The 21,436-nt window shown below is 71.4% G+C and carries 20 protein-coding genes and 1 pseudogene; 11 read left to right on the plus strand and 10 right to left on the minus strand.

The features are described 5' to 3' along the window. Nucleotides 1-9 precede the first annotated feature (9 nt). Together ACTOQ3_RS26275 and ACTOQ3_RS26280 are read right to left on the minus strand one after the other, a co-directional pair. Complete coding sequence (locus ACTOQ3_RS26275; RefSeq protein ID WP_440086021.1) at nucleotides 10-942, minus strand: PDR/VanB family oxidoreductase; 933 nt, start codon at nucleotides 940-942, stop codon at nucleotides 10-12. Next, nucleotides 939-2,210: an MFS transporter gene (locus tag ACTOQ3_RS26280; RefSeq protein ID WP_440086022.1), complete on the minus strand. Its 1,272-nt coding sequence runs from the start codon at nucleotides 2,208-2,210 to the stop codon at nucleotides 939-941. Before ACTOQ3_RS26280 ends, ACTOQ3_RS26275 begins: the two co-directional genes overlap by 4 nt. Nucleotides 2,211-2,384: 174 nt before the next feature. On the opposite strand from ACTOQ3_RS26280, the gene ACTOQ3_RS26285 reads away from it, so the two are divergent. Continuing rightward, the gene (locus tag ACTOQ3_RS26285; RefSeq protein WP_440086023.1) at nucleotides 2,385-3,158 is read left to right on the plus strand and encodes an IclR family transcriptional regulator; all 774 of its coding nucleotides are present in this window, start codon (nucleotides 2,385-2,387) and stop codon (nucleotides 3,156-3,158) included. A gap of 105 nt (nucleotides 3,159-3,263) precedes the next feature. Here ACTOQ3_RS26285 and ACTOQ3_RS26290 read toward each other — a convergent pair whose 3' ends face one another. Beyond that, nucleotides 3,264-4,409, minus strand: coding sequence for a hypothetical protein (locus ACTOQ3_RS26290; RefSeq protein WP_440086024.1), 1,146 nt, complete (start codon nucleotides 4,407-4,409; stop codon nucleotides 3,264-3,266). A gap of 157 nt (nucleotides 4,410-4,566) precedes the next feature. Between ACTOQ3_RS26290 and ACTOQ3_RS26295 the strand changes: the two genes are divergently transcribed. Both ACTOQ3_RS26295 and ACTOQ3_RS26300 read left to right on the plus strand, forming a co-directional pair. Next, complete coding sequence (locus tag ACTOQ3_RS26295) at nucleotides 4,567-5,631, plus strand: tyrosine-type recombinase/integrase (protein ID WP_440086025.1); 1,065 nt, start codon at nucleotides 4,567-4,569, stop codon at nucleotides 5,629-5,631. Between the two features lie 219 nt (nucleotides 5,632-5,850). After that, on the plus strand, nucleotides 5,851-7,059 hold the full coding sequence (locus tag ACTOQ3_RS26300; RefSeq protein WP_440086026.1) for a hypothetical protein: 1,209 nt from the start codon (nucleotides 5,851-5,853) through the stop codon (nucleotides 7,057-7,059). 119 nt (nucleotides 7,060-7,178) lie between these two features. Here ACTOQ3_RS26300 and ACTOQ3_RS26305 read toward each other — a convergent pair whose 3' ends face one another. From ACTOQ3_RS26305 to ACTOQ3_RS26325, 5 genes are read right to left on the minus strand one after another with little or no spacing between them, the layout of a single operon-like run. Further along, on the minus strand, nucleotides 7,179-8,366 hold the full coding sequence (locus ACTOQ3_RS26305; RefSeq protein WP_440086028.1) for a hypothetical protein: 1,188 nt from the start codon (nucleotides 8,364-8,366) through the stop codon (nucleotides 7,179-7,181). Beyond that, nucleotides 8,363-10,975 carry a hypothetical protein gene (locus ACTOQ3_RS26310; RefSeq protein WP_440086029.1) on the minus strand — a complete coding sequence of 871 codons (2,613 nt, stop codon included), beginning with the start codon at nucleotides 10,973-10,975 and terminating at the stop codon, nucleotides 8,363-8,365. Before ACTOQ3_RS26310 ends, ACTOQ3_RS26305 begins: the two co-directional genes overlap by 4 nt. Further along, nucleotides 10,968-11,588, minus strand: a complete 621-nt coding sequence (locus ACTOQ3_RS26315; protein WP_440086030.1) for a hypothetical protein — start codon at nucleotides 11,586-11,588, stop codon at nucleotides 10,968-10,970. Before ACTOQ3_RS26315 ends, ACTOQ3_RS26310 begins: the two co-directional genes overlap by 8 nt. Beyond that, nucleotides 11,585-11,950: a hypothetical protein gene (locus ACTOQ3_RS26320; RefSeq protein ID WP_440086031.1), complete on the minus strand. Its 366-nt coding sequence runs from the start codon at nucleotides 11,948-11,950 to the stop codon at nucleotides 11,585-11,587. Before ACTOQ3_RS26320 ends, ACTOQ3_RS26315 begins: the two co-directional genes overlap by 4 nt. Before the next feature lie 10 nt (nucleotides 11,951-11,960). Beyond that, on the minus strand, nucleotides 11,961-13,256 hold the full coding sequence (locus ACTOQ3_RS26325; protein WP_440086032.1) for a CHAT domain-containing protein: 1,296 nt from the start codon (nucleotides 13,254-13,256) through the stop codon (nucleotides 11,961-11,963). A 498-nt stretch (nucleotides 13,257-13,754) separates the two neighbouring features. On the opposite strand from ACTOQ3_RS26325, the gene ACTOQ3_RS26330 reads away from it, so the two are divergent. From ACTOQ3_RS26330 to hisG, 3 genes and pseudogenes are all read left to right on the plus strand, one after another. Continuing rightward, nucleotides 13,755-13,937: a hypothetical protein gene (locus ACTOQ3_RS26330; protein ID WP_440086034.1), complete on the plus strand. Its 183-nt coding sequence runs from the start codon at nucleotides 13,755-13,757 to the stop codon at nucleotides 13,935-13,937. Nucleotides 13,938-13,943: 6 nt separating this feature from the next. Further along, nucleotides 13,944-14,981 (plus strand): ATP-binding cassette domain-containing protein, encoded by a 1,038-nt coding sequence (locus ACTOQ3_RS26335; RefSeq protein WP_440086035.1) that lies wholly within the window; start codon nucleotides 13,944-13,946, stop codon nucleotides 14,979-14,981. 219 nt (nucleotides 14,982-15,200) lie between these two features. Next, nucleotides 15,201-16,043 (plus strand): annotated as a pseudogene (gene hisG, locus ACTOQ3_RS26340) (ATP phosphoribosyltransferase); the annotation flags it as partial. A 119-nt stretch (nucleotides 16,044-16,162) separates the two neighbouring features. Here the strand turns inward: hisG and ACTOQ3_RS26345 are convergent. Beyond that, nucleotides 16,163-16,522 (minus strand): ArsR/SmtB family transcription factor, encoded by a 360-nt coding sequence (locus ACTOQ3_RS26345; RefSeq protein WP_440086036.1) that lies wholly within the window; start codon nucleotides 16,520-16,522, stop codon nucleotides 16,163-16,165. Nucleotides 16,523-16,570: 48 nt separating this feature from the next. Here ACTOQ3_RS26345 and ACTOQ3_RS26350 point away from each other — a divergent pair, with 48 nt between their 5' ends. Further along, nucleotides 16,571-17,677 carry a cation diffusion facilitator family transporter gene (locus ACTOQ3_RS26350; RefSeq protein WP_440086037.1) on the plus strand — a complete coding sequence of 369 codons (1,107 nt, stop codon included), beginning with the start codon at nucleotides 16,571-16,573 and terminating at the stop codon, nucleotides 17,675-17,677. Nucleotides 17,678-17,711: 34 nt separating this feature from the next. Then, nucleotides 17,712-18,020 (plus strand): class I SAM-dependent methyltransferase, encoded by a 309-nt coding sequence (locus ACTOQ3_RS26355; RefSeq protein ID WP_440086038.1) that lies wholly within the window; start codon nucleotides 17,712-17,714, stop codon nucleotides 18,018-18,020. 76 nt (nucleotides 18,021-18,096) lie between these two features. Here ACTOQ3_RS26355 and ACTOQ3_RS26360 read toward each other — a convergent pair whose 3' ends face one another. Beyond that, complete coding sequence (locus ACTOQ3_RS26360; RefSeq protein WP_440086040.1) at nucleotides 18,097-18,879, minus strand: cytochrome c biogenesis protein; 783 nt, start codon at nucleotides 18,877-18,879, stop codon at nucleotides 18,097-18,099. Nucleotides 18,880-18,986: 107 nt separating this feature from the next. Here ACTOQ3_RS26360 and ACTOQ3_RS26365 point away from each other — a divergent pair, with 107 nt between their 5' ends. From ACTOQ3_RS26365 to ACTOQ3_RS26375, 3 genes are read left to right on the plus strand one after another with little or no spacing between them, the layout of a single operon-like run. Further along, nucleotides 18,987-20,126 carry an MFS transporter gene (locus ACTOQ3_RS26365; protein WP_440086041.1) on the plus strand — a complete coding sequence of 380 codons (1,140 nt, stop codon included), beginning with the start codon at nucleotides 18,987-18,989 and terminating at the stop codon, nucleotides 20,124-20,126. A gap of 30 nt (nucleotides 20,127-20,156) precedes the next feature. Then, entirely contained in the window at nucleotides 20,157-20,528 is a 372-nt protein-coding gene (locus ACTOQ3_RS26370) for a BlaI/MecI/CopY family transcriptional regulator (protein ID WP_440086042.1), read from the plus strand. Further along, a complete protein-coding gene (locus tag ACTOQ3_RS26375) occupies nucleotides 20,525-21,436 on the plus strand; it encodes a M56 family metallopeptidase (protein WP_440086043.1) in 912 nt (303 codons plus the stop codon). The genes ACTOQ3_RS26370 and ACTOQ3_RS26375 overlap by 4 nt, the downstream gene beginning before the upstream one ends.

Below are 21,436 nucleotides of genomic sequence, written 5' to 3' on the forward strand. Positions count from 1 at the left end.
CGGGATCCTTCACAGATCGAGGACGAGGCGGTCGGAACGGGATCGGGAGACACAGACGAACATGCAGTCCCCGGCCGCTCGTTCGGCGTCCTCCAGCAGTGCGTCCCGGTGATCCGGCACCCCCTCCAGCACGCCGGTCTCGCAGGTGCCGCACAGGCCTTGCCGGCATGAGGACAGCACACCGACTCCGGCGTCGTTGATCGCTTGCAGGACGGACTGGCCGGGAGCGACCGTCACCGACAGTCCCGAGCGGCGCAGTTCGACCTCGAACGGCTCGTCGCGGGCGGGCGCGCCCACGTTCTTGGCCGTGAACCGTTCGGTGCGCAGTGATCCGGCGGGCCAGTGCGCCGCCCGCCGCTCCACCGCCTCCAGCAGCCCGACAGGGCCGCAACAGTAGACCCTGGTGCCGGGCGCGGGCCGCTCGGGCAGGCCGAGCAGGCCGCGTTCGTCCTGCGGGGCGAGGGTGACCCTGTCGCCGTAGCGGGCCAGCTCGTCGGCGAAAGCCATCGACGCCCGGGTCCGCCCTCCATACAGCAGATGCCAGTCCGTGTTCAGCAGCTCCGCCTGGTAGATCATGGGGAGTAACGGCGTGATGCCGATGCCGCCGGCGACGAACAGGTACCGCTCGGACGGGACGAGGGGAAAGTTGTTGCGCGGCCCGCCGATCGCGACCGTCTCTCCCTCGGCCAGTACGTCGTGGACGTAGGCCGATCCGCCCCGGCCCTCCGGCTCACGAAGCACGCCGATCCGATAGGTGCGCGGATCCCAGCGGTCGCCGCACAGCGAGTACTGGCGGGTCAGCCCATTGGGCAGGATGAGGTCGACGTGCGCGCCGGGCGTCCAGTCCGGAAGCCGACCGCCGGACCGGTGCTCCAGGGTCAGTGCCACGACACCGTCGGCCACCTGCGTCTTCGTTGCGACTCTCAGGTCCAGTGAGGTCATCGGTTCTCCTCGGACGGGATGCGGAAGGCGTACACGACCAGCCCGCCGACGGCCAGGACCACGGCCACCAGCAGGTAGAGCTGCCCGGCTCCCCAACCGGCGTCGAGCAACCACCCCGCCACCAGCGGAGACACGATCGCGCCGATCCTGCCGACGCCGATGCCCCAGCCGACGCCGGTCGCGCGCACCTGCGGCGGGTAGATGGACGGGGTCAGGGCGTACAGGCCGGCGACGCAGCCGTTGATGAACAACCCGATCAGTACGCCCAGCGTGAGCACCAGGGCGTACACCGAGATGGCGGGCACGAATACCGCCAGCAGCGCCGCCGTGGCGAGCGCGTAGCCCAGAAGTACGCGCCTGAGCGCGAAACGAGCGGCCAGCAGGCCCAGCAGCGTGGTGCCGAAGATGCCGCCGAGATTGAGCAACAACCCGCCGGTGATGCCTTGGGTGGCCGACATCCCGGCCTCCACCAGCAGTTTGGGGGTCCAGCTCGTGACGAAGTAGAAGCCGAACATCACGGCGAAGAAACCCGCCCACACCAGCAAAGTGTTGCGACGCTGGGCCCGGGAGAGGATCTGCTGGATGCGGGGCGCCGGCTCGGCGGCGGACGGGTGCTCGGGCATCGATTCCAGCCGGGGCCGCCCCATCCTGGTCAGCAGGCTGTTGAGCCGGTCGAGCGCGCGCGGCGAGCGCTGGGTGAGCAGGAAATCCAGCGACTCGGGCAACCGCCACAGCACCACGCCGATGAGCAGAGCGGTGGCGATGCCCCCGAAGGCGAACACCGACCGCCACCCCGACGAGTCCTGCAACGCCACCGCGACGACGCCGCCCACCGTGGCGCCGACGGCGTACCCGGTGGAATTGAGACTGACGGCCAAGCCGCGCCAGCGCCGGTTGGCGTACTCGGCGGCGATGACGTTGCTGCTGGCCAGGATGCCGCCGATGCCGATACCGGTGAGGACACGCAACAACCCCAGTTGAACGGCGTTCTGGCTGATGGCCGACAGCAGCATTCCGGAGGCGGCCACCACCAGGCAGGCCAGGATCAGCGCGCGCCGTCCGATCCGGTCGGCCAGCGGCGCCAGGAACAGCGATCCCAGCGCCATCCCGGCCAGTCCCGCGCTGAGCAGCAGGCCCAGTTGCGAGCCCGACAGGGACCACTCGGCCGACACGGTGGCGGCGGTGAAGGACATGACCAGGACATCGAAGCCGTCCAGCACGTTCAGCAGGACGCACACGGCGATCGCCGACCATTGCAGGCGCGACATCGGGGCCTCGTCCATACGAGCGCGCGACACCTCAGGATGAGTGCGCATCTAACCGGCCTTTCGGGGGGTGGGTTAGCAGCCGATGATGAGCCTGTTACGGGCGCCCTTCCACCGCACATCCATTCAATGGACGACGGCGCGCCAAAAGGACCCTGACCAGCGATGATGGAAAGCATGGCCAGATCGTCCAGCGGTGAGTCGGTACTGACGCGCGCCGTGCGCATCCTTGAGGCGTTCAGCCCTCAAGAGCCGATGCTGACGGTGAGCCAGATCAGCCGCAGGGCCGCGCTGCCGCTGGCCACCACCGTCCGCCTGGTCGAGGAGCTGACCCGGCATGGGCTCCTGGCCCGAGACGAGCAGCGCCGGGTGCGGATCGGCAACCGGCTGTGGGAACTCGCCCAGCGGGCCTCACCGGTACGCACGCTACGGGAGACCGCCATGCAGTTCATGAGCGATCTGCACAGCGTGGTCGGCCACTCCGCGCAACTCGGCATCCTCGACGGCGAGGAGGTGCTGTTCATCGAACGCCTCATCGCGCCGGGCGCGGTCGTCACCGTCACCCAGATCGGCGGGCGACTGCCGCTGCACGCCTCATCGGCGGGCCTGGTCCTGCTGGCGCACGCTCCCGCCGACCTCAGGAACCGGGTGCTGCGCGGGCCGTTGCAGCCGTACACCCCGCACACGATCACCGACCAGCGGACCCTGCGCACGGCCCTCGCAGAGGTACGCCAGAACGGGTTCGCCTTCTCCCCGGGCCACATCCGCCCGAACGCCACCGGGATCTCCGTGCCGGTGCGGGTAGCCGGACGCGTAGTCGCCGCGCTCGGCCTGGTGGTGCCCAACGAGGAGCACGCATGGTCGCTGGCCCGGCCACTGCAGATCACCGGGATGGCACTCAGCCGAGCCCTCGACGTGCAGGCCGGCCTGTCGCAGCAGATCGAGCCGTAGCGGACGCCGGAAGGCATCCGCCTCAGCCTTCGGATGAACCACACTGGGTGGGTGCAAAGTTGTCCCTTTGAGGTACATCAGAGCGTCCATAAAAACCGGGGCGGTTCAGGTCGTTGTCTGGCTCTGCTGTGGTGGATGGGCTTCGCTGGCCTGGCTAACGAGGAGCTGGCTGATTGTCTGCTGCGCGGCGGCTTCGCGTTGTTCGGCGGCCTGGGCGCGGTGGTCGGCCTGCTCCAACGCCTGCTGCAAGGTCCCTAATTGGGCGGTGGCCACCGCGGCGGCGGTCCGGGCCTCGTCGCGTTGGTCACGGATCTGCTGCAGAGCCTGAGCTTGGGCGGTGAGTTCCTCACGGACCCGGCCGGTCTCGGCGCGCGCCGCCTCAGCTTCCTGGTACGCCTGCTCACGGGCGACCTCAGCGCGTTCGGCGCGGCTACCAACGGCTTTCAGGTCGGTACGCGCTTGATCAAGAGTGGTGGCCTGCTCGGCCAGCGCTGATTTCAACGTGGTGGTCTGCCGATCGTGTTCGGCGGCTGCGGCGGTGGCTTGTCGGCGTTCGGCGTCCAGGACTCCCTGTAAGGCGTCGCGCTCAGAGGTGGTCCGCCGGACTGTGCGCTCAGCGGTGGCGACGCGTTCGGCAGCTGCCGTGGCGTCCTGCTGGGCGCGAGCGCGTTCGGATTCGTGCTCACCGGCCGCGCGCCAGGCCGCCCGTTCGGACTCCTCGGCACGTTGTTGCGCCGCAGCGGCCTGCTGGACGGCCTTCTCACCTGCGGCGATCGCAGCCTCGGCCTTGTCTTGGGCGGCAGCGACGCGCCGTTCGGCTGCGGCGATGTGTTCAGTGGCGCGCTGTTCGGCGGCCGCGGCGGCGGCCCGGGCCTCTTCCGCGGCCTGTTCGGCAGCGTCGATCTGAGTGAGCGCACCGGTGGTGGCCGCGGTCAGTGCCTCGGTGAAGGCGGCCAGCTGAGTCGTCCACTGCTCGCCCGCGCTCAGCAGATCGCCGCTCAACGCACCAGTTCGCCGTAGTGCTTCGGTGACCAGCGGTGTGTGGGCGGCGGTGCGGGCGCGGTGCGCGGCGGCGCGGCAGGCGTCCCCGCAATGCAGCGCCGGACGGCCACTGCGGCGGCCACTATGGCTGGAAGGCTCCAGCCGGTTGACGCACCCAGAACGGGCGCACATCCGTCCGGTATCGGAGGTGTCGCTACTCATGTCGAGGTTCACGGGATGCTCAAGCGTGCCGGAAGGGCCATCGATCACTCAATGAGATTATCAACGTACCGTTCGCGAACGTTTGATTTTCGTACGCGCAAAAATGAAAACCTAAGGACGGTGCGCGTTCGGGCTGACCCGCGATAACATCACTTATCGCGGGTCAGGGCGACCCCCTCGAAACGAGGCCTTTGGAGGCTGCCGAGTGACGGATGACGGACATCGCGAGAAACCGCTCACCGGGCAGGTCGTCCGAGTGGGGGAGCGGGGGCCGGAGAGCGCCATCACGACCGCCGACGGAAGGCGGTACACCGCGGCGGACCACGTGCTCAGCGAAGAGGCCCGGGCTCGCATCGCCGACGGTGTCCCTCCCAACACCCGGCGTGCGTATGAACGCCAATGGACCGCTTTCTCCACCTGGTGCATCGAGCACGGCCGGGTCGAGATGCCCGCCACCGGCAACACGCTGGCCGAATACGTCGAGACGCTGTGCGCGGCCGATCGGGCTCCCGCCAGCATCGAGCAGGCCATCGCCTGCGTGCGCACCATGCACCGCCTGGCCGGCCACCACAACCAGCCTTTCACCGACGCCGCCCGCCTGGGACTGCGCGCCTACAAACGCGCCCGCGCCGAGGCCGGCACCCGCGGCCAGCGCGAAGCCCCACCGGTAGGCATCGACGCGCTGCGCGCCATGGTCAGCGCCTGCGACCTGAACACCCGCACCGGCCTGCGCGACCGGCTCCTGCTGGTGCTGGGCCTGGCCCTGATGGGCCGCCGCTCCGAGCTCGTCGCCCTGACCTGCGACGACGTCCGGCAGGTCCCCGACGGGTTGGAGGTCACCATCCGCACCTCCAAAACCGACAAGGACAGCCGCGGCGAGACCGTCGCCATCCCGCGTGGCAGCCACCCCCTGACCGACCCCGTCGCCGTCTGGAGCGACTGGATCACCGTGCTCACCGAGGCGGGAGAGACCTCCGGGCGGCTGCTGCGCCGCATCGACCGCCACGGCAACCTCGGCCCCCGCCTCGGCGCCGACGCCGTCAACGTCATCGTCCGCGACCTCGCCGTCCGCGCCGCCGTCCCCGGCGCGGACACCTTCACCGCGCACAGCCTGCGCGCCGGCGGCGCCACCGTCGCCTACGCCGCGGGCGTCCCCGTCTCCGTCATCGCCAAACACGGCCGCTGGGCCCCCGCCTCCCCGGTCGTCCTGCGCTACATCCGCGCCGTCGACCGCTGGCGCGACAACGCCATGCGAGGCGTCGGCCTGTGAGCCCACCCGAAACCGGACGACACCCCCGGACCTTCACCGATCCCTTCGTCCCGCCTTCCCGGAGACGTCGCGTTATGTCAGTTACGCTGAGTCATGGCCAGTGTTCAGCGGCAGGGAATCCCCGTGCCTCGTAGCGGCGGATCCCGCCATCATTTCTAATTTCGTTTCGAACGAATGAAAAGATGATCGTTTGCAAACGGTACGGTGTACCCTTTGCGGGTGAGCGACGACTCCTCCCACGCGACCGAGACCGATCGGGCCCACGATGCGAGTCTGGACGATGCCGATACGGGGCGTGTGTGCGCCCGTTCGGGGTGTGCCAACCGGCTCGAGCCGCTGGGCCGCGGTGGCCGTCGCAGCGGCCGTCCGGCCCTGTACTGCGGAGACGCCTGCCGCGCCGCCGCGCACCGTGCCCGCACCGCCGCCCACACCCCGGTGGTCGTCGAAGCCCTGCGCCGCACCGGCGCGCTGAACGGCGATCTGCTGAGCGCGGGTGAGCAGTGGAGCGCCCAGCTGGCCGCCTTCACCGAAGCGCTGACCGCCGCGACCACCGGCGCGCTCACCCAGATCGACGCCGCCGAACAGGCCGCCGAAGAGGCCCGCGCCGCCGCGGCGGCCGCCGAGCAGCGCGCCACCGAACGCGTCACCGCCGCCGACCGGCGCGCCGCCGCCGCCCACGACAGCGCCGAGGCCGCCATCGCCGCAGGTGAGAAGGCCGTGGAGAAGGCAGCCGCGGCGCAACAGCGCGCCGAGGAGTCCGAACGCGCGGCCTGGCGTACGGCCGGCGAGCACGAATCCGCCCGGGCCCGCGCCCAGCAGGACGCCACCGCGGCCGCCGAGCGTGCCGCCGCCGCCGAGCGCGCGGTCCGGCGGATCACCTCCGAGCGCGACGCCCTGCAGGGGGTCCTGGACGCCGAACGCCGCCACAACGCCACCGTGGCCGCGGAACACGACCGGCAGACCGCCACCCTGGAAAACGCCCTGGCCGACCGCACCGCCGACCTCGATCAGGCGCGTACCGACCTGAACACCACCACCGGTCGCGCCGAGCGCGCCGAGCGCGCCCGCGAGAAGGCCCACCGGGAAGCCGAGGCGGCCCGCGCCGAGACCGGCCGCGTACGCGAGGAACTCACCGCGCAGCTCACCCGCCTGGAGGAGGAGCTCGCCACCGAACGTGCGGACCTGCGGCGAACCCAGGCCCAGCGCGACCAGGCACAGACCGCGATCGCGGTGGCCGACACCCGGCTGAAGGCTCTGCGGCAGGCGCTGGAACGGGCCGAACACCGCGCCCAGGCCGCCGAACAGCGCGAAGCCACCGCCCAGCAGACGATCAGCCGCCTCCTCACCCTTCGGACACCTCCGCAGGCCCCGTCAGCCGAGGATCCGGGTGCCATCCCGCCTCATGAGAACTTCCCTGAGCGCCCCTGAGACGCTCGCCCCCTTCCGCGTCGGTGTCGAGTGTGAGGCGGACGGCCTTCCTCGTCCAGCCGAGACCGAGGTACGGGCGCGCGAGGTTCGCGTCCAGCTTCAACGGCACCCCAAGCTCGTCATGCACCGAACGCTGTGAGGCCTTGCGGCCGGGGGAACGGCAAATCGCCTCCCGGTCCGTCGCGGGCGGGAAGGGCGGTCCGGGCCCTCTCCAGGCGCGAGACATCGCCGGAGGTCACCGAGCCGGTGCCGGACCGGGCCAGCTCCTTCATTCGCCCGGCCCACCACGACAGCTCCGCCGCGGCCTCGCCCGTTGCGAACATCCCGGCCGCGCGCTGGAAGCGGATCAAAGTGTCCAGACGCCGCTGGTCATGGGTGGTGTCCGACGCCCAGAGCCGCGCGAGGCACGCGTTGGCCGCTGCCACCAGGACAGGCGCGTACGGCTCGATCCACGCTGACCCCTCTCCCGCGGCGAGCAGGCCGTCGGCGGCGGCCTCCAGGTCGTTCCCGCTGCCCGTCCGCTCGTGCCGCCTGAGGAGCAGCGCCGCGTGGAAGCCGCGAAGCAGCGGCGCGTACGGCGCCAGGTCCGGCGTCGCCTCCCGGGCCCGCCGGGTGAGCTCGACGGCCACATCGAGAGCGGGCACGTCCCGGCCCGACAACACATGAGACAGGGCGGCGGCGCCCTGGAGCAGGCCGTGCACCGCGGGCGGAAATACCTCGCCCGCCGAAGGCGCGGTCACGGCCGGGGCCGTGACCGGTGTCCCCGCCACGTACCCGATCATCGCCCGCAGCGCCTCGGTGAGACCGGCGACGGTTCGCCGGGCGAGGGCCGCGGGCACGCCGATCGCCCGGCACTCGCGCAGGAGTTCCCAGCGCGCGTAGTAGCGGGCGGCGCCGACCTCGTCCTGGCGGAACAGCGCATCGGCGACGAGTGCTTGCGCGAAGGCGTCGAACCCGTCCTCCGCCGTCATCGAGAACTCGACGACCGCCGCGGCGGCGGCTGGGAGGCATCGGGCGTCGATCAGCGCCTCCCAGCCCTCGATGACACGGTCGGACACGTACTTCCCGAGCGAGTATTCGATGCCCAGAGCGGTCCTCGCCGACCGGTGCCGGTCAATCATCATGACGACGGCGGCCGCGGCCCGAGCGTCGGGCCCGGCGCCCTGGAGCAACTCGTGCAGCCGCCAGGCGAATTCCGGCGTCTCCACCAGAGGATTGCCGGAAATCCGCGAGACCAGTTCGCGGGTGTCGCCGGCGGCGTCCAGGCAATCTCGCACGGCGGCACGCACATCCTCCTCGCGCGTCATGGCACCGCCCTTCCGGAAACGGGGACGGAGCCGGGCTCGGAGCCGGCCAGTCGCCGGCGGACGGACTCCAGGCGGCCGGCCAGCGTCGCGTCCCTCTCGCGCAGCGCCGACAGGTCCGAGCGGGCGGCGAGGAGATGGGACCACAGGACGCTGCATCCCTGGTCGAGGAAGGCGACGGCGAGAGCGGTGTCCCCCGCGTCGAGCGCGGCGCCGGCGGCGTCCCCGGCCAGGAGCATCGTCGGCCGCAGCATCCGCTCCTGATCCGTGCGGGGCAGCCCAGGCCAGGTGAGCACGGGCAGGAGCTGGATCGCGGTGCCGAACGCCTCGATCGTGTCCGGCGAACCCGGTGACGTCCGCGCGGACATCCTGGCCCAGGCGATCGCGCAGGTCATCCGGACCGATGTGGCCGCCGTGGGCGACAGCGCGGCTCGCCGCCAGCAGTCCAGGGCCCGGTCGCGGGCCGCTGGATCGCCCGACTGGTCGAACAGGTGGGCGTTGGCGCCGCCCAGGTTCAGCAGGAGTTCCGCGTGGACCGGTGACTCCGGCGGGGTGTGGGCCAGCCCCGCCTCCGAGACCTCCACCGCCCGGCGCAGGTCGGCGGGGTCGGCCGTCTCGGAGAACCTGTCCCGCAAGTGCCTGCCCAGGTTGGAAAAGAGGAACGAGCGCATCGGGTCGTCGTCGGCCACCCCGGCCAGCGCGCGTTCCAGCAGGCCGATCGCCCGGCGCAGGTCGGGGCCGGGCGCGTCGCCCGAGCTGCGGGTGGCCAGGGCCGAGGCGTGCCCGGCCAGGGCCGTCGGGGTGAGCGAATGGCCCTCGGGCAGCAGGTCCGCGGCACGTTCCATGAGGGCGACCGCGGCGGTCAGATCCTCGTCCGAACGACGTGCCCGGTGCCGGTCGAGCAGCGCCTGCGCCAGGTTCGTCAGGGAGACGGCCTGCCGGTCCGGGCTGGGGAGGGGGCCGGCCAGGGACTGCCGGTAGAGGTCCACCGCCCGGTCCAGGTCGGCCGAGTCGCCGAAGTGGCCGTACCTGGTGTGCAGCGCGGTGGCGAGGTTGACGAGGTGGTCGATCCGGTCAAGGGTGTTCTCGGGCGTGGCCGCGACCGCGTCCTCCGCGACTTCGATCGCCTCGTCGAGGCTGTGCCGGTCGCCGCTGAGCTCGAACTCGTTGCGCAGCGCGAAGGCCAGGTTGGACGAGGCCGCCGCCCGATGCTCGCCCTCGGGGGCCTCGGCCGTCGCCGTGCGGTGGGCCGCGATGGCCTCGCGCAGCGCCTCCCGGCTGCCGCTGCGTTCGTGCAGCTTGCGCAGCACGACAGCCAGCTGCCTGTGGTCGGCCGGAGTGGCGTCGGCGTCGGCGGTGACCTCGCACATCAGGCGTACCGCCTCCCGCAGGCCGTCCAGCTCCCCGATGTTCTCGAACCGGAAGGCGAGGACGCGCGCCATGAGGCTGCGCGCCTGCCGGGCGTCGTCGCTGCCGGGCGGGGCCGCGGCCGTCAGCCGGTGCGCCAGCCGCATCGCCTCGTCGAGGTCACCGGGCGCCCCGAAGCCGCGATAACGGTCGGCGAGCAGGGTGGCGAGCGCGCGCAGGAGCCCTTCGGCGTCCAGGCCGGGGGCGGGCGGCATCCGGCCGGCCGCGCGCAGGAGTTCCACGGCCTCGTCGAGGTACGCCCGTTCGCCGGTCAGCTCGAACCTGTCATGCAGCAGGCCCGCGGTGGCGGCGCAGGCCACAGGCCGGATCTCCGGCAGATGCTCCGAGCGGCTGATCGCCTCCCTGCCGGCCGCGATGGCGCGGTCGAGATCCTCGGTCCGGCCGCTGCGCTCGGCGGCTCGCCCGAGTGAGGTGGCCAGGTAGATCAGCCTCTCCGCGCGTTCCGGGGCCTCGGGGCCGGTGCTGTCCACCAGCCGCTGGGCGGTGACCGCGGGGGCGTACGGGGTGCCCGCGCCGGGCGGCGGCTCTGACCGGAGCTGGAGGTGGTACAGGCTGGTCAGGACCGACGGCAGATCGGCGTCGTCCCGCGCCGCGACCTGCTCCAGGATCGCGATCGCCTCTTCCCGGTCACCGGGGTGCCCGTGCCTGTGGTGGCGGAGGCTCAGCGCCGCGCCCAGGTTGGTGAGGTCGCTCGCGTGGGTGGGATCGTTCTGGTCCGGCGTGTACGCGATGGCCAGCCGCAGCAGCTCGACCGCCTCGTCGAGAGCCGGTCCGTCCGGCTCGGCCACGCTGCTCAGCGTCGCGTGGGCGCGGTTGCCCCAGAGGTCCGCCGCGTGCCGGAGGCCCACGGCGAACCCCGACCGCAGCGGCTCCGGAAGTCGTGTGTTCCCGAGCCGGGCCGCGGTCTCGAAGTACACCAGAGCGAGTTGCAGGTACGGGAGGTGCTCCCGCGGTGCGGCGCGATACAGGCACCAGCACGACCAGCCCAGCGTCTCGAGCAGCCGATGTTGCCGAGTCGCGTCACCAAGCTCGCCGGACGCCGTGATCCGCATGAGCGCCGCCGTCTCGGCCAGGGCGGACGGGCCGGCGAAGGCGTTCCGGTCGCCGCGGTCGGCGAACCGTGAGATCCGCCGCCACGCGGTTCGGACCAGGCGGTCGGCGTCCTTGTAGTCGCGGTTACTCACACTTCTCGACCGCCTCGATCGCCGTAGCCGCGGACAGGTCCGCGGTGACCTCCCCGGTTTTGGTCTTCAGGACGGCGCGGCCGCCGCCGACGCGTACGACGGACCCGCATGTCGTACCCGCCGGGCTGGTCACCGACAGCGACGGCTTGCCGGCCTCGGGGCCGTACCAGGTCGCGCCGACCGCGGCGACGAGGAGCGCGGCGCACAGGAGTGTCAGCGCGATGCCGCGGCGCATCGCCGCGGCCGAGACGAGCGCTTCGAGGTGGTCGGCGGCGCGGCGCGGCGGGAGCGTCCTGGTCGAGGCGACCGAGGGCCGCCCGTGCGCCGCGCGGATGAGCAGAAGCGCGGCCACGGCGCCGACGACCAACGCGACCAGGAGCAGCACGCCGACCACGACGGCCCATCCCCGGTCGAGTTGCCCGACGTCCGTGCGGCCCTTGACCAGGCTGAACCCGATGAGCGCGGCCAGCAGCCCGCCGAGACCGTTGCGCCAGGCCGCCGCGGCCTCGCGGACGCGGGGGAGCTCGGTGCGCAGCAGATGGTCCCGATCCTGGGCGGCCAGCAGGTGGGCCGGGGCGGCCGGGCCGGGGCCGGGGGAGAGACGGCGACTCACCGCGGCTGCGCCGAGATGGTGAGGGTCCAGTAGGCGCCGCACCCGTAGCGGCCCTCTGGGCGGGCGGGGTGATCGTCCTCACAGGTGCACATCATCGGTTCGACCGTCTCCGAGGCCGCCGGCGGTCGCGGCCTGCGCCGCAACCGGTCGCGTGCCGAGCGGGAGGACCGCACGATGCCGCTTACGAGGGGTATCTCGATGGGTGCCCGGCAGCGAGGACAGGGACCGCGGAGGATCAGGGTGCCGGGATACGGTTCCTCGACGGTGAAGCTGTCCGCGGCGAGCCGGGCGTACGCCTCGTCGGTGATCTCCTTGTAGGGCAGCGGCTCGCCGTCCGCCGGCGAAGAGGCGCTGGCCGTCATGGACTCTCCTTCAGGGACCGATGTGGACGAACGGTGTCCAGGCGCTCGGTGGCAGGCGTCGGACGTCGCGGAGCAGGTGGATCGCCCCATGCAGGGCGTGGGCGGAGCGGTCCGGCTCGAACCGCCCGGACGAGGTGAGATCCGCGTACACGGCCTCGGCGACGTCGGCCGCCATGTCGTCGTACACCGACCAGAGAGTGCCGATGACCTGCCGGTAGCCGGTGTAGTGGAGGGCGGCGGCCAGGGTGATCGCCTCGTCGGGCAGGTCGACCCCGCCGGTGGCCGTCATGCACGCCGACAGGAACGCGAACTCGCCGCGGTACTGCTGCGCGCTGATGTCGGCGATGGTGAGACTACGGTCGTGCAGGACCAGCCCGCCCTGCGACGGGGCGGCGAGGTTCTGGCCGCCGTGGCAGCAGAAGTGCGCCCACCTGTGCCGGGGCAACTCGGCCTGTACCGCCTCCGTGGTCGCGACCTCGCCCTCCAGCAGGGTGATCCGGGAGGCGAACAGGGAGGCGAGCAGGTCCCTCTCGCGCGCCACGTCGGTGAGCGGCACTTCGCCGGCCGTCTCCTCCAGGGCGACGACCAGCATGCGCTCGTCGTCGGGCCGCAGGTCCAGGGGTTGCCGGGCTTCTCGCAGGGCGCGCAGGGAGGGTGTGTAGGAGGAGATCACCCTGTCCACCACGGCGCGGCCCGTCCCGTCGTGATAGCCGGCCGCGTGCAGGGGCAACAGGGTCAGCAGCCCTGTCGGGCACCACCACACGCGCGGCCAGGGCCGCCCGTTCGCCGGAGCGCCGGTGAGGTCCAGGTCGGCGAGGACGGGCGCGGCGATCTCGTCCCAGAGCCAGGCCAGGAGCCCGGTGAGCATCGTCTCCCGGGCTCTGGCGGCCCGTCCGAGGGCGAGCTTGGCCTCGGTGTAGCGCCTTATCGTCTCGGGGGTGTGGTCGCCATCGTCGTAGAGCTCTCTGGCGGCGTACAGGTCGTGGGCTGCCTGGTCCACGACGTGCAGCACGCGGAGATAGCCACCGGTCCGCTCGGTGACGGCCTTCAGTGTCACCCCTGGCAGGGTCACAGACCGTACGCCGCCGGCGCCGACGATGAGCGCGTCGCAACGCCACTGGCTGATGTTGACCACGACGACCGGGCCGTGCGCGGCGGCCGGCAGCAGGTTTCGCAGGCGCGGCGGCCGGAGGAAGTCCTCGAACCCGTCGAGTTCGCGGACCTGACGGACGAGCTCGTCCCACTCGCGGGCCAGAGCAACCCGCCGGTCGACCGCGCGGGACATGTCCGTCCGTTCATCGGGCATCACATCGCATCACGCCCTCCAGAGGTCCCGGTCGTTCTTCGTACTGTAACCGCGGCGCTGCGACCGGTGAAGGCCGTCCCGATCATCGTCCGCTGTCCCGTCTCACTCAATCTGAGGCATATCGGCAAATCTAATTTCAGCTCGTTTTTTCGAACACACCAGCGATATTACCCTCCTGATTACGGTGAGATCGTCTCGTTCAAGATGAAGCATCCTGCAGTTTTTCTCATCTGTTTGAGGCGGTTGGCGCCCTGAGCAGGCACGATCATCCTGATCCCTACGGGCGAAGCGAAGACATACTTCATGATCAATGAGACGAACGACCTGTCTCCGGCAGAGGCGGCGCCGGTCACAGGATGTACTTCTCCATCAGTGAACCCGCAGGGGCGGATGCGTGGGCTCTGCGTGGTCGTGTCGTGCCCGCAGCGGCGAGGGCCGGGCCCACGAGTACCCCGCTCGTCCGGCCCGGGAGCCTGCCGCCGCACGAACGGCGAGTCGGTGGAGGACATCTGCCCGAACCTGATCATCCCCACCGGCAAGCGCAAGGGACAGCACCCTAGCCTGGCGAGCATCTACCGGGCGCCGGCCGCGCACGAGAAGCAGGCCCACACCGACTTCGCCATGCTCCAGCCGACGACCCCCACGACGACCTCTACGACGACCTCTACGACGAAGGAGTGAGCGGCTGTGGCCGGCGGACACACCCATCAGCTCTACCGGCCGCTGGACACGGCCGTCCACCGGTTGCCGCCGCACTGCAAGCTGGTCGCGATGATCGCGTTCACCCTGGTCGTGGTGGCCACCGACCGGCAGCGATTCGCCGCGTTCGGCCTTTACGCGCTCATCTTGGGCGCAGTCGCCCTGCTGGCGCGGCTACCGGCGGCTTTCATCCTTCGCCGGATGGTCGTCGAAGTGCCGTTCGTGGCGTTCGCCGTGGCGCTGCCCTTTCTCTCCGAAGGTGAGCGCATCAGCGTGCTCGGCCTGCCGATGAGCGTTGACGGGCTGCTGGCCGCGTGGAACATCCTGGCCAAGGCGACCCTCGGAGTGATCGCGTCGATTCTGCCGGCCGCGACCACCGAACCGCGCGCCCTGCTGCTCGGCCCGAACGGCGCGGGCAAGACCACACTGGTGATGCACCTCAACGGCATCCTCACCCCCGGGCTCGGCACGGTGTCGGTGGGCGGGCTGCCCGTGAGGCGGGAGAACCTGCGCGAGATCCGGCGCCGCGTCGGACTGGTCTTCCAAGACCCCGACGACCAGCTGTTCATGCCGACGGTCGGCGAGGACGTCGCCTTCGGCCCGGCCAACCTCGGCCTGCGAGGACAAGAGCTGAACCGGTGCGTCAACGCCGCCTTGGAGCAGGTCGGCCTGCTCCACCTCATCGACCGGCCCCCGCACCATCTGTCGTTCGGCCAGCGGCGCCGGGTCGCGGTGGCGACCGTGCTGGCGACGCGGCCGGAGATCCTGGTCCTGGATGAGCCCTCATCCAACCTGGACCCGGCCTCGCGCCGCGAGTTGGCCGACATCCTGCGCGGCCTGGACGTCACCGTGCTCATGGTCACCCACGGCCTGCCCTACGCCCTCGAACTCTGTGAACGATCGCTCATCTTGTCCGGCGGAACCATCGTCGCCGACGGCCCGAGCCGCCGGATTCTCGCCGACGCGACGCTGCTGGCCCAGCACCGGCTGGAGCTTCCCTACGGGATGGCCGTCACCGGGTCCTGACCGTCTTAACCCCCGTTCACCCCTTGGCGTGGTGGTGCGGGCCTCGGATGACCGGCCCCCACCCCGGAGCGCGTACCGCTGATCGCGAGAGAGAGCATGCAGACCCGCACAGAGTCCTTCTTGGAACCATCGGACAAGACGCGAATCCAGTGCGAAGGCTCAGACGTCGCGCAGGTGTGCGGGTCTGCCCGCCACCTGCGATCGCGGGGCGCGTACGCCATGTTGCGCATCGCCGTTCCCGACAAGGGCGTCCTGGCCGAGGCCGCCCAGACGATGGTGCAGGAAGCCGGTTACCGGCCGCGCCAAGACAGCACCGAGCGTGTGGTCTCAGATCCGGAGAACTCCTGTGAGGTGTTTTTCCTGCATCCTCGTGACATCGCCGTGTACGTCGGAGAAGGGATGCTGGATGCCGGTATAACCGGCCAGGACATGCTCTTGGAGTCCGAGGCCTCCGCCGAGGAGATCACCACGCTCGGCTTCGGTGAGTCGACGCTTCACCTCCTGGCCAGGGCAGGGAAGTTCACAAGTGTTCGAGACCTCACCGGCCTACGGGTCGCCACCGCCTACCCGCGGCTGCTGGAGAAGTATCTGGCCGAGCGGAAGGTCGATGCTCGGGTCGTCTCGCTGGACGGCGCGGACGAGACCGCAATCCGGCTCGGCGTCGCCGACGCTGTCGCCGACGCGCTTGAGCCGGAGACAACGTGGCCTGACGTCGGGCTGGAGATCTTCGGTGACCCGATTCTGCGTTCGCAGGCCGTGCTGATCAAGCAGGTCTGGGCGCCGGAGAGTACCGGGCTGCGGCAGCTCGTGCAGCGGCTTCGCGGTGTTCTGGTTGCCCGCGACTACGTGATGATGGACTACCGCATCCCGTCCAGGCGTATTGACGAGGCGATCGCGCCGATCCCGGGCATGGAGACCTTCGTGGTCTCGCCCCTGCACCGCGAGGGCTGGGCCGCCGTCCGTGTCATGATCCCCCGCGCGGGGCACCAGCTGAGCATGGACCGGCTGTGGCGGATCGGCGCGCGTGCCCTCCTGGTCACCGACATCTACGCCTGCCGCCTGTGTCATCGCGATACCTCCGGGGGCGTTCGCGTCGCAGGCGGCGCCGCGCACGCAACAAGCTGTACCCCCTGCCATACGCGGGCCGACGCGTCATGGTCGGCGGGCGGGGCGGCCCGTGGTCAGTCCGGGTGGCGGGGGATGCCGGAGACCTCGTGATCGGCGTGGAAGAGAGCCTCACCGATGAGGGTGCGGACATGGACGTCGCGAGCCCGGTACAGCACGCGGCGGCCGTCTCGGCGGGTGCGAACCAGCCCGGCCAGACGCAGTTTGGCCAGGTGCTGGGAGACCGAGGGGCGTGCGACCGCGAGGGCCTCGGCGAGGGAGCCGACGTCGTACTCGCCGGAGGACAGCAGCCACATCAGGCGCAGCCGGGTGGCGTCGCTGAGCATCCGGAAGGCCTCGACGGCGGCCTCCACCTGGGCGCCGGTGGGTTGCTCCTGCGAGGAGGTGGCACCTGAGACGTTGTCGCGTGCATACATGAATACATATACTGCTCGACAGAGTCACCGCTCGCAAGTGAGGTAGCGATGTCTGGTCAGCACAACGCCGATTCTTTGTTTCCCCGTGAGCCCGGCGACCACGGACATGGTCACGGACATGGTCACGGGCACGGGCACGGGCACGGGCACGAAGAAGCGTCCGCGAGCGGCCGGCTCAGGCGCCTGGCCGGGCGCGTCGGCCACGCTTTCACCCCGCACAGCCACGACAGCGCCGACAAGAGCGACGCGGCGTTGGAGTCCAGCAGCCAGGGGATGCGGGTATTGGCGATCTCTTTCGCCGTTCTCATGGTGACCGCCGCCATCCAGGTGGTGATCGTGGCCTTCTCCGGCTCGGTCGCCCTGCTGGGCGACACTTTGCACAACGTCGCCGACGCTCTGACCGCGATCCCGCTGGCGATCGCCTTCTCCCTCGGGCGCCGGGCGGCCACCCGCCGCTTCACCTACGGATACGGCAGGGCCGAGGACCTGGCGGGCATCGCCATCGTAGTGATCATCGCCGCCTCCGCCGCGTTCGCCGGCTATGAGGCCGTGCGGCGCCTGATCGACCCCCAGGAGGTGCAGGCATTGGGGTGGGTGGCCGGCGCCGGGGTGGTCGGGTTCCTCGGCAACGAGTGGGTGGCCCGTTACCGGATCAAGGTCGGCAGGAAGATCGGCTCGGCTGCTCTGGTCGCCGACGGGCTGCACGCCCGCACCGACGGTTTCACCTCGCTGGCCGTGCTGCTGGGCGCGGGCGGCGCGGCACTGGGCTATCCGATCGCCGACCCGGTCATCGGCTTGGTGATCACGGTGGCGATCTGCTTCGTCCTGCGGGACGCGGCCCGGGAGATCTACCACCGCCTGATGGACGCGGTCGATCCGGCCCTGCTGGACCAGGGCGAGCAGATCCTCACCGCCACTCCCGGCGTGCGGCGGGTCGGATCGATGCGGCTGCGCTGGATCGGTCATACGCTGCGCGCCGAGGTCGACATCGTGGTCGATCCCGGCCTGTCGCTGCTGCGGGCGCACGCCGTGGCGGTGGAGGCCGAGCACCGGTTGATCCATCATCTGCCCCGCCTCGGCGCCGCCACCGTGCACGCCGACCCCGACAGTCTCGATGGCGCCGACCATCACGCCCCGCTGGCCTCCCATCGCTAGCCTGAGGGATTTTCGCCCCGTCAAGGAGTTCGTCGTGGCCAGCTTCTCCCTGCACCACATGCCCGCTCCTGCTGTGCCCGCCGCGATCGGCGAGATGTTCCGCGTCCTGCGTCCCGGCGGGCTCCTGCTGATCGCCGAGTCCCGCCCGCCGGCCAACCGGTGGGCCGCTCACCTGGTCGGCCGCCTCACCGGTCCCGCCATGCGCGAGGACCTGCGCGGCCGCCTCACCACCTTGATCGAGCAGGCCGGGTTCGACCTGCGGGGCACCGGCCCGCTGGGACCCGCCCTGTACTACCTGCGCGCCGTACGACCCGCCGCCTCTCGTAGCCTCGGGCAAGACTGAACGCGAAGGTCGGCGGGTGGTGCGGTCGCCGTGGCGCTCATCCCCCGGCCTCAATGGTGGCCACCGCGTCCCGTGCTCACAGCCCGGCGTAGGAGTGCAGGGAGCTGAACAGCAGGTTCACCCCGACCAGGTTGAAGAGCAGGCAGGCGTAGGCGCCGATCGCGATGGCGGCCACGCGGTGGGCACCCCATCCCCGGGTGGCCCGGGCGTGCAGGCGCTTGGCCAGCAGGTCGAGCGCCGCCGCCGACGGCCCGTGCGCGACGCCACGATGCCGGGCGCGCAAAAACAGCCCGGAGGTGATCGCCCCCAGGGTGAACGCGCCGAACGCCACGACGGCCGCGGTGACATGGATCAGCAGCCAGTACGAGCGCAGCGCGGGGATGAGGGGACCGGCCTGGGCGTACAGGCCGGTGATCGCCGAGCCGAGCGCGACGCTCATCGCGCCGGCGAGGTAGAGGCCGGCGGAGCGGATGACCGGTTGAGCGCGCGCGACGATCAGGTAGGTGAGCGAGGCGGCGAGCGCGGAGGCGGTCACGAACTCGTACATGTTGCCCAATGGCATCGCCCCGGTCGCCGCTGCGCGCAGGCCGACCGCCAGCGTGTGCAGCGCGGTGGCCACGACCAGCCACAAGGCCGCCGCCCGGCCCGCGATCTGCCGTCGCGTGTGGCCGCCGGGAACAGGCGCGAGCCGTGGGGGGATCGCGGTGGGCGCTCCCACCCTGACCACTGCCGGAACCTCGACGGGTGGGCGATGGCGCAGCACGGCTCGTTCGACGGCGAAGGCGGCCAACGCCAATACGTAGACGATCAGTGCCACGAACATCGCGGCGTCACTGATCAGGGCCAGCTGCTGGTTCATTGCCTCATCTCCCTGCTCTCCCGAAGGGCATCTACTACACGCTGTAGCATTACACGCTGTAGTAGCGGTGGCCGATTCGCCCCCGCCGAAAAATCAGGGAGTGTGCGGTGCGGCGTTCGGCGCAGCTGGTCATCTGCTTGACGGTCTTCGTGGACCTGCTGGGATTCACGCTGATCTTGCCCGCGTTGCCGTTCTACGCCGCCGAGCTGGGGGCCGGTGGCCTGTGGTTCGGGGCGCTGATGGCGTCGTACTCGCTGGCGCAGTTCGTCTCGGCGCCCGTGCTGGGCCGGTTGTCGGACCGCTACGGCAGGCGCCCGCTGGTGCTGGTGGCCCTGATCGGATCGGTGTTGTCGCTGGCGTTGACGGGGGCGGCCGGATCACTGGGATGGCTGCTGGCGGGTCGGCTGCTGGCCGGGGCCTTCGGCGGCAGCATCGCCGTCGCCCAGGCCTACATCGGCGACGCCGTCGCGCCGCAGCGGCGCACGGGCGCCATGGCCCAGATGGGGGCCGCCATCGCGATGGCGTTCGTGGTCGGCCCCGCGCTGGGTGCGGCGCTGGCGCCGTGGGGTTTCGCGGCGTCGGCCTACGCCGCGGCGGCCCTGGCAGCGGTCAACCTGCTGGCCGCGGCCCTCTTTCTGCCCGAACCGGCTCGCCGTCCACGCGAGGAGCGACCTTCGCGGGCACCCGCCGGGCAGGTGCTGCTGCTGACCACCACGCAGTTTCTGGCCATGGCCGCGTTCGTGGGCATGGAGACGACCCTGGCCTTCCTGGGGCAGGCCAGGTTCGGCTGGAGTGTCTCGGCGATCGGCCTGGTGCTGGCCGCCGCCGGGCTCGCCATGGTCGTGGTGCAGGCCGGGCCGGTCGCGCTGCTGGCGCGCCGCTGGGGAGAGGCCCCGGTGGCGGCGGCCGGCGTGACGGTGATGGCGATCAGCATGCCCGTCGTCGCGCTGGCCTCCCAGGTGTGGTGCGTCGTGGCGGTGTGCCTGCTGGCGGCCGGTCACGGCATGGTGACGCCCACCCTGGCCAGCCTGCTGGCCGCGGCGGGCCCGCCGCAGCAGCGAGGAGCCCGCCTGGGCCTGGGCCAGTCGGCGTCGGCCGCGGCCCGTGTCCTGGCACCCGCCGGCGCCGGAGCGCTGTTCGACCTGACGGTCGTCGCCCCCTACCTGGCCGGGACGGGCCTGGCGGGTCTGGCGGCGGCCTGCGTCCTGGCCGCCCCGGCAGCCGTCCGGGACGGCGAGCGCGCCTAGATAGGCTTCGACGACGCCAAGGGAGGATGCGTGAACAGTCTCGGTGACCTCGAAAGATCCATCATGGACGTGCTGTGGGGCAGTGACGACTCGCTCACCGTCCGGGACGTGGTCAACCGGCTGAGCGATCGGAGCTTGGCCTACACGACGGTGATGACGGTGATGAACCGGCTGGTGCGCAAGGACTTCATCCGGCGCGAACGCGACGACGACGGGCGGACCTGGCGCTACACGGCCGCGGCCGGGCGCGAGGTCTACATCGCCGAGCTGATGTTGTCGGCGCTGAGCGAGACCGGTGACCGCATCGCCGCACTGAGCCGCTTCGCCCGCTCGGTCAGCCACGACGAGGCCGAAGCCCTGCGCGAGGCACTGCCGCACCACCCCGGCGGCACACCGTCATGACGTACGTCGTCCACCACCTGATCGTCCTGCTCACCTGCCTGGCCGCCGCCCTCGTGATGGCTCGCGGCACCTGGTCGTGGCGGGCACCGCGAACCGCCCTGTTCATCTGGCAGGCCATCGGCCTGTCCACGCTGCTGTCGGTCGTCGGTACGGCGGTCGCGGTGGGACTGGCCCCCTACCGGCTCGGAGTGCTGCCCGCCCTGGGGCGGTTCGCCGCCGACCTGGCCGGTGGCCGCCCGCGGCACGACCTGTCGGCCGCACAGGTGACCCTCACCGTCGCCGGGGTCGCGATGGCCGCCTGGGTGCTGGTGGCGTTCGCCGTGAGCGCCCTGTCGGTGGCCTCGCTGCGGCGTCGCCACCGCGCGCTGCTGCGCCTGGTGGCCCGCACCGATCCCGGTGCCCGGCAGGCCCTCGTGCTGGAACATCCCGACATCGCCGCCTACTGCCTTCCCGGCCGTCGCGCGACCATCGTCGTCAGCACCGGCACCCTGGGACTGCTCGGGCCCCGCGAGCTGGAGGCCGTGCTCGCCCACGAGCGCGCGCACGCCCGCGAGCGCCATGACCTGGTGTTGCTCCCGTTCGCCGCGCTGCGGCGTGCCTTTCCGTGGAGCCGAGGCATCCAGGTGATGCTGGAGGCGGTGGCGCTGCTGGTGGAGATGCGCGCCGACGACCGCGCGGCCCACGAGCGCGACCGCCTCGTGCTGGTGGAGGCGCTGCGGCGCTTTCGCGACTGTGACCGTATCCTGTCGCCGGCCGGCACTCTCGGCGGCGCCGGTCAGGACATGGACGCTCGCATCAGCCGTCTGCGCACCCCGGCGCGGATGCCCCTGGCTTTGCGCGTGCTGGCCCTCGCCGCCGCGCTGACCGTGGCCAGTACCCCGCTCAGCCTGTTCCTGCTGCCGATGTGA

The organism is Streptosporangium sp. LJ11 (genome assembly GCF_051918945.1).
In the GTDB taxonomy this organism is placed as follows: Bacteria; Actinomycetota; Actinomycetes; order Streptosporangiales; family Streptosporangiaceae; genus Streptosporangium.

Coding starts and splice junctions, on each gene's coding strand:
- ACTOQ3_RS26320 (WP_440086031.1), bottom strand. CDS start 11,950: ATGACGGCCAGCGCCTCTTCGCCGGCGGACGGCGAGCCGCTGCCCTAC.
- ACTOQ3_RS26360 (WP_440086040.1), bottom strand. CDS start 18,879: ATGAACCAGCAGCTGGCCCTGATCAGTGACGCCGCGATGTTCGTGGCA.
- ACTOQ3_RS26325 (WP_440086032.1), bottom strand. CDS start 13,256: ATGCCCGATGAACGGACGGACATGTCCCGCGCGGTCGACCGGCGGGTT.
- ACTOQ3_RS26375 (WP_440086043.1), top strand. CDS start 20,525: ATGACGTACGTCGTCCACCACCTGATCGTCCTGCTCACCTGCCTGGCC.
- ACTOQ3_RS26305 (WP_440086028.1), bottom strand. CDS start 8,366: ATGACGCGCGAGGAGGATGTGCGTGCCGCCGTGCGAGATTGCCTGGAC.
- ACTOQ3_RS26280 (WP_440086022.1), bottom strand. CDS start 2,210: ATGTCGCGCCTGCAATGGTCGGCGATCGCCGTGTGCGTCCTGCTGAAC.
- ACTOQ3_RS26275 (WP_440086021.1), bottom strand. CDS start 942: ATGACCTCACTGGACCTGAGAGTCGCAACGAAGACGCAGGTGGCCGAC.
- ACTOQ3_RS26350 (WP_440086037.1), top strand. CDS start 16,571: ATGTCTGGTCAGCACAACGCCGATTCTTTGTTTCCCCGTGAGCCCGGC.
- ACTOQ3_RS26285 (WP_440086023.1), top strand. CDS start 2,385: ATGGCCAGATCGTCCAGCGGTGAGTCGGTACTGACGCGCGCCGTGCGC.
- ACTOQ3_RS26345 (WP_440086036.1), bottom strand. CDS start 16,522: ATGTATGCACGCGACAACGTCTCAGGTGCCACCTCCTCGCAGGAGCAA.